General features: G+C 32.0%; 7 protein-coding genes. 2 read left to right on the top strand and 5 right to left on the bottom strand.

Annotation, left to right across the window (positions count from 1 at the left end; all coding sequences use genetic code 11):
• Positions 1–261 precede the first annotated feature (261 nt).
• A complete protein-coding gene (locus IJQ68_RS03285) occupies positions 262–696 on the top strand; it encodes a hypothetical protein (protein ID WP_292796902.1) in 435 nt (144 codons plus the stop codon).
• Between the two features lie 37 nt (positions 697–733).
• Positions 734–940, top strand: coding sequence for a hypothetical protein (locus IJQ68_RS03280; RefSeq protein WP_292796900.1), 207 nt, complete (start codon positions 734–736; stop codon positions 938–940).
• A 30-nt stretch (positions 941–970) separates the two neighbouring features.
• Here IJQ68_RS03280 and IJQ68_RS03275 read toward each other — a convergent pair whose 3' ends face one another.
• The 5 genes from IJQ68_RS03275 to IJQ68_RS03255 form a co-directional block, all read right to left on the bottom strand.
• Positions 971–2,227, bottom strand: coding sequence for a UbiD family decarboxylase (locus tag IJQ68_RS03275; protein ID WP_292796898.1), 1,257 nt, complete (start codon positions 2,225–2,227; stop codon positions 971–973).
• 8 nt (positions 2,228–2,235) lie between these two features.
• Positions 2,236–3,258, bottom strand: a complete 1,023-nt coding sequence (gene purE / locus IJQ68_RS03270) for a 5-(carboxyamino)imidazole ribonucleotide mutase (protein ID WP_292796895.1) — start codon at positions 3,256–3,258, stop codon at positions 2,236–2,238.
• A gap of 89 nt (positions 3,259–3,347) precedes the next feature.
• Entirely contained in the window at positions 3,348–3,776 is a 429-nt protein-coding gene (locus IJQ68_RS03265; protein WP_292796893.1) for a GtrA family protein, read from the bottom strand.
• A 19-nt stretch (positions 3,777–3,795) separates the two neighbouring features.
• A complete protein-coding gene (locus IJQ68_RS03260) occupies positions 3,796–5,259 on the bottom strand; it encodes a glycosyltransferase family 39 protein (protein ID WP_292796890.1) in 1,464 nt (487 codons plus the stop codon).
• A gap of 26 nt (positions 5,260–5,285) precedes the next feature.
• Positions 5,286–6,578, bottom strand: coding sequence for a DUF2142 domain-containing protein (locus IJQ68_RS03255; protein ID WP_292796888.1), 1,293 nt, complete (start codon positions 6,576–6,578; stop codon positions 5,286–5,288).
• Positions 6,579–6,632: the final 54 nt, after the last annotated feature.

Raw genomic sequence — 6,632 nt, 5'->3', positions numbered from 1 at the left:
TTATTTAATCTAACACACATATTTTTTTTTAGAGAACAAAAAAAATTCTCTAAATAAATTACAATAATTATATAATTAAAATAAAATATATAAATAAAATCAAAGAGAGCATCTGAACACTATTCGTTCGACAGAAAAAAATAAAAATGGTAAAAACTTTTAGTAATATACTATAATAAGACTATATAGAAATGAATTAAACACATTTAAAGGAAGTAATCTTTTTACAGATTTAGATTTGAAACACGTGAAGGAATACTGTTGAATTTTGAATTTCAAGACAAAAAACTTAAAAAAGAACATTTGAAAAAATATAGGAATTATAAGGTTCATTTACAATGCCAATCAGGAAAACCGGTAGTTACAGTAATTATCTGTACATATCACATCAAATCAAGAATCTATGTATATGATGAAACCGAAACATCTCTGTTAAAGCCAATAATAGAATATTTGACAGATTATTATGATGAAGTTAAGTATTTAACTATTAAAAATAAAATTAATAATGAGTTAAAACTGTCACTTAGGGAAATCCAATTTTTAGTACTATTACCATTCATGACTAGGAAAAAATTTAGATTAAATAAAGTAAGGGATGTTTGCAATTTGATAGAGGAAATTAAAGATAAAAAGCTATTCGATGATGAGAAATATTATTTACCGTTAATTTCAGCGATTCATCAGTGGCAGTGATGAAACAGAACAAAAAAACTTAATTAAGGTGTTAACTATGAATATGCCAGCAGATGAGATATATGAAAAAGTAATGAACAGTGGAATATACGAACAAGGATTGGAACAAGGATTAGAACAAGGTTTGAAGCAGGGAGAATTCAATATGGCTTTAAAGATTAAGAAATCTTTGGGAATTGATGAAGCGGTTAGACTCAGTAATTTCTCAAAAAAAGAACTTGAAGAAGAGATTTTAGATAAATAATTAATTGGGTTTAGTATTTCAAACCCAATATTATTCTCCAAAACTTACCCTTTCGAATTTTTCTAATGTTTTCAGTGATTTTGTAGCATCCACACCAATTTTTGTTGTAGTACCATCGCTTTCAGCTACAGGATCAAGTGATGAACCACGGACATTAGGAACAATCATAATGTCTCTGTCACCTTTTACACGTGTAGCTATTGCGTATTCTACATCTTCAGCGTCAAACACGTTAACGTCAGTATCCACTACAACACAATGCTTGAGTGACGGGTGAGCGGATAACGCTGCCATAATAGCATTTTTTCCGTCACCTTCGGTCTGTTTATTGATTGAAACAGCCGCATGCAACCAGCAGCATCCTCCTTCAGTTAAAACAACATTTTCAACTGTTGGAACTGCATTTTTTACGGATTTATATATTCTAGGCTCTTGAGGAAGTCCTTGAAGCAATTTGTGTTCAAATCCGGCAGGGACAATTGCATGATATGCAGGATTGTCTTTTTTGATATGCATTTTTTCCAGGTTAATAACCGGCTGGTCACGGATGATGTCATAAGTATCAGTCAAATCGACGAACGGTCCTTCAGCTATGCTTTCTGTTACGGAAATCTTACCTTCTAAAATGATATCCGCTTGAGGAACTTCCAGTTCTCCGCATTTGATTAAGGTCAATTCACCATCTTTAAATGCATTTGCAACTTCCATTTCATTATAGTCGATTGGAATTGAAGTGGTACTTGCAAGCAATATGGCAGGGTCCATTCCAATAGCTATTGCAATTTCCAGATCTTTACCTAATTTTTGAGCCTTTTGGAAATAGGTGTATAGATTTCTTGGAACTATCCTGATAACAAGTCTTTTATTATCTAATACCATCATCCTGTGAATGGATGCATTCTGTATTCCGTTTTCAGGGTCACGTGCAAACACGACGCCGGCAGTGATATATTTGCCTCCGTCCCTTTTATAATGGGTTAATATAGGTATTTTATCCAAATCCACTTCTAAAGTATCATATTCACTGAAATCAGTAAATTTATCCACTTTGATTGGATTGTCACTTGCTTCAATTATTTTTTCAGTAATTTCAGAAACTTCACAGTTAATTGATTTTGCTATTTTTTCACGGGTGTTACAGATACCTGAAACAACAGGCATGTCAAATCCCTTAACGTTTTTGATAATGACGGTATCTTTCGGATAATCTCTTAGAACACGGCTTATTTCAAATTCAGAGGATAGTTCTTCAGTAATTTCTATTATATTTTCATCATTAATATTCATTTTAATCCCTACAAGTTAATTTTCTTATCTTTTAATTTTGTTAAAAGTTCAATAATGTTAGCATCTTTAATTGAAAGTATTTCACCGGCAAGAACTGCTGCGTTACGTCCGTTATTGATTCCTACTGTTGCTACAGGCATGCCCGGAGGCATATTGACAGTTGTGAGCATATACTCATTTCCATTTTCATTTTCACATGGCACACCAATGACAGGCCTGTCGGTAAGACCTACTAAGGCACCTGTCACCTGTGATGAGTTTGAGCTGATTCCAATAAATATTTTGGAGTTTTTAACTTCATTTATATAGCTTTTAAACTTATTGTTTGATCTGATTGGACACACTACTTTCATATTGTAGCTGATTTTAAGTCTGTCTAGGGTAAGGCTAACTTTTTTGGCGGTAATCAAATCGGAATGCCTGCCGACAATGATTGCAACATCAGCATCCTTTTTAATCAATGAACTGTCAATTTCAATCAGTTCATCTTTCTCTATTTTGATGTTGTCGACATTCAAATAATCTTTAACGAGGTATTTCTTATCTTCAAATTCATCAACAGCTTTATTGCTATCGAAAACTTTTTGTTTATATCCCTTTCTTAAGTTGATGACTTTCTGGCGAACTTCTTCGTCATGAATTCCTATAAACTGTGCAGCCAGTATAGCACCGTTGTCTCCCCTGTCAATTCCCACAGTTGCAATCGGGGAAGGATAGGGCATCTGAACACAGGACTCAAGAGCGTCAATACCGTTTGTCTTCACATCTACTGGAACTCCGATTACAGGTCTTGGAGTATATGCGGCAATCGCACCCGGTAAATGCGCTGCAAGACCGGCAATTCCTATAAAAACTTCAATTCCAGCGTCTGTGCCCTGTCTTACAAGTTCACGAACAAGATTAGGTGTTCTGTGCGCAGAAGCTATTTTTAGACTATAGGGAATTTCCAACTTTTCAAAAATATTCATACTTTTCTCGGCAATGGCCATATCTGAACCGCTGCCTAATACAATCATCACCTTTGGAATCATTGTAAAATACCTTCATCATAATTAATTACTTTATAATATTGAATTTTTTTTATATTAAAATTTTTTATATTTAATTATATTATCTTTATTTAAAGTTTTTTACCGTAAAACATCACACGACGCGCTGAAAAATTCCAGAATAAAACCAATATTGATGCAAAAATTTTAGACCATAAATAATTTATTGAACACATGTCAGTAAAAATATAGAGAAGTATTTCAGTAAATATCAAACCTACGAAACTTATTGCTAAAAACAGATTAAATTCAACAGCCCTATTTTCTATTTGAGACTGGTTAAATACCCATGATGTTGACAAGTAATAGTTAGCTAGAACTGAAATGAAAAATGCGATTGCGGCAGCTATAAGGTAATTAACATTTAGAAAATGCACTAATGAGAAATATATGAAAAAATCAATTAAAAATGCTGTTCCTCCTACAAATATGAATCTGAAAAATTGTAGCAATATATTATCGGTTTTTTCAACAAATAGTTTATTAGTCAAATCTTTCATATTATCACACGTTTAGTTATTAAATCTCTATCATATAAATTTTAAAAGTGTTATTCTTAATAGTTTGGTCAAATTGAATTTCATGTAAAGTCAGTCCTGAGGAATTAAAACTGCCGATGTCTTCATATCCTCCATCAATATAATACACTTTAGCGCCAGATGCAATTTTACTCTGTATTCCAGGATCTTTTAGTGATTCATTTATATTTCCCGAAATGTTTTCGACAAAGCACAGGTGCTGATTGTCTTTTAAGAGATAGCCTTGGAGTTCAAAGTATGTTGGGAAGAAATCATTAAATATTATGTTTCCGCTTCCGATTACACTATTTAAAGATTCATACTCGGTTTGTGTATCAACCGCATCCTGTGATTGTATATTAATGAAGTTCACACATCCGATAATTCCAATTATTAACATAACTGTTAATATTATATAAAAAATCTTCTTATTATCATGTAGTTTTGTTAATAGTATTGAAAAAGCCAACCATAAGCATCCAACGGCAGGAATCAGGAATCTTTGATGGAAGAATGGATGCGTCAATTGTGATACAACAACACCAATTATCGGAACAATTAAAAATGCTATAATTCCACTGACTGCATATTCGTCTTTGACCCTGTATATTAGGTATATGCATATTATAAGCATGATGCTTCCTAAAATTGTAGGGGATACTAATTCATTTGACTGAATAAATACATTGGCAGGAGATAAAATGAAGTAAACATAGCTAATCAACGTGTTGACTGTAATCGGTGCAATCCAATAATTGCTTTCGATATTGGAAATTTGACCTAATATTATAAATATCCATGGAATGAATGCAATAACTCCAATTAATGCGGATATGAACCAGTATTTTATTTGTGATTTATTGTTTCTAAAAAGATGTACAAATAAAACAATGTAAAGTCCGAATGATGCCACTCCAGAAAAATAATGTGTATATTCAGAGCATATTGTTAAAAGGGTTAGTATAATCCAGCTTTTAATGTTAGGTTCTTTATAAATGTCATATATATAAATAAAGCTTGCAGTTACAAAGAATAATGCCCATGAATACATTCTTATTTCGACACTGTAAAGCATTAGCTGGGGCATCATTGCAATGCATAAAAAGAATAATCCTGCTGTTAGCATGCCAAAATCTTTTTTGACTTTTGTAACAGATAAAATTCCAATCAGATAAATTGGTATTAATGACACGATTTTTCCTACAACAGCAACATCCAAAAATGAAAAAATCTTAATGAAAACCTTAAAAATAAGGTAGTATAATAAGGGATGAACATCTCTTGAACCTAAATCAAGCATTTCTGAGACTGGGAGTTGTGAAAATGCTATTGAGTAAAGCTCATCATACCATAGACCTATTTTTGTCAGTCCAATATATGTCGTTATTAAAAGGAATACTGCTCCAATCATGAATAGTAAAATTCCTATAGTATTTTCGTCACTGCTGTTTTTAAATTTGAACATTGATATAAGTATATTATTAATATTATTTAATATTTAACAGCGGTTGTAAGCATTAACATTCCACCAATGAAAGACAAAAACACTGTGAGGAATAATAAGGATAATTCTTCTTTATCATAATTTAAGATATCTGCATTAATGATAAATGGAACAAAGATTAACAGAGGCATAAAGTAACGTGCAAAAACACCATTAATAACACTTGTGGCTCCAACACTAGACCATGTCAAGTACTGAACTGCGATTACTCCAATATATATTAACAATCCAATTAACAATCCTTTTATTCTAGTTTTTATCTCAAATTTTTCTTCTAATGGATATATTATTGAAAATGCAATGAAAGATAGTGTATAGAGTGCAGATAAAAGAGTGGATGAATAATCACGCACATCATTTGAGAAATAGAATAATCTATCAGCAATCACCGGAGATTCACTAAACACATTCAAAAACCTTTCAAAAGCAAAACCTGGGTTACTTGCAAGATAATTAATTTGCTCTGTAGCGTTCACATGTTTTGTAATGAAAAAGTCTCCTCTCCATGAATTTGAAAGTACACTTGTCGCATAGCTGCTCCAGCCAATTCCTATTCCAAGTGTAGGTAGTATTGCTAATTTGGAGACGATATTTTGTAATTTGCTTTCAAAGTGATTGTTTGGAATTAAAAAGATTAATAAACTTAGAGCTAAAAATGGGGATTTTAAAATTCCGGATAGGATTATTGCTCCATAAAATATTGCCAAATCAATCCATTTAATTTTAGGAGTTTTATAGAAATATAAGAAGTATGCAAATGCTAAAATCGCAAATGCTGAAAACATTCCATCAACGCTCATTGATGCGGCCTGGTAAATTGCAAGAGGCAGAATTGATACAATAAGCAATTGGAATTTTAAAATAGGGCTTTTGCGTATTGCTAATGAAATAATTCCTGCATATACTAACAGATTAAATAATCTTCCAAGCCATAACATCCAAATTGCATTTAAATCCAATAGTTTAGCTAATACAATACCAATTGCCTGTGGAAGATAAGAATAAAATGGATTTTGAGAAAATGCGGAATTGAAATAATTAGGAGTATAGTCAATCTTTGCATCATCAACATCCGTATTAAAAACATTCGCTCCAGCATTCTCACAAAAAATTATAATTGAATTTATAGTCTGATATCCGCTTTCACTTGTATTTGGTATTGGAATGTAAGTTGTTGATAATTGGCCTGTTGATAATATCTCAGACCTTACAAAATGCTCTTGTTCGTCGGATACATCATTAATTGGTGTTAAAAAAACACATGTAATCCCAAATAACAATATAATTATAAACGCAACTTTGTGAAGGTTATCTTCATTTTGTGTATAGTAATA

Source organism: Methanobrevibacter sp. (assembly GCF_017447225.1).
Taxonomy (GTDB): Archaea; Methanobacteriota; Methanobacteria; order Methanobacteriales; family Methanobacteriaceae; genus Methanocatella.
This window is presented reverse-complemented; position numbering and strand designations above follow the sequence as displayed.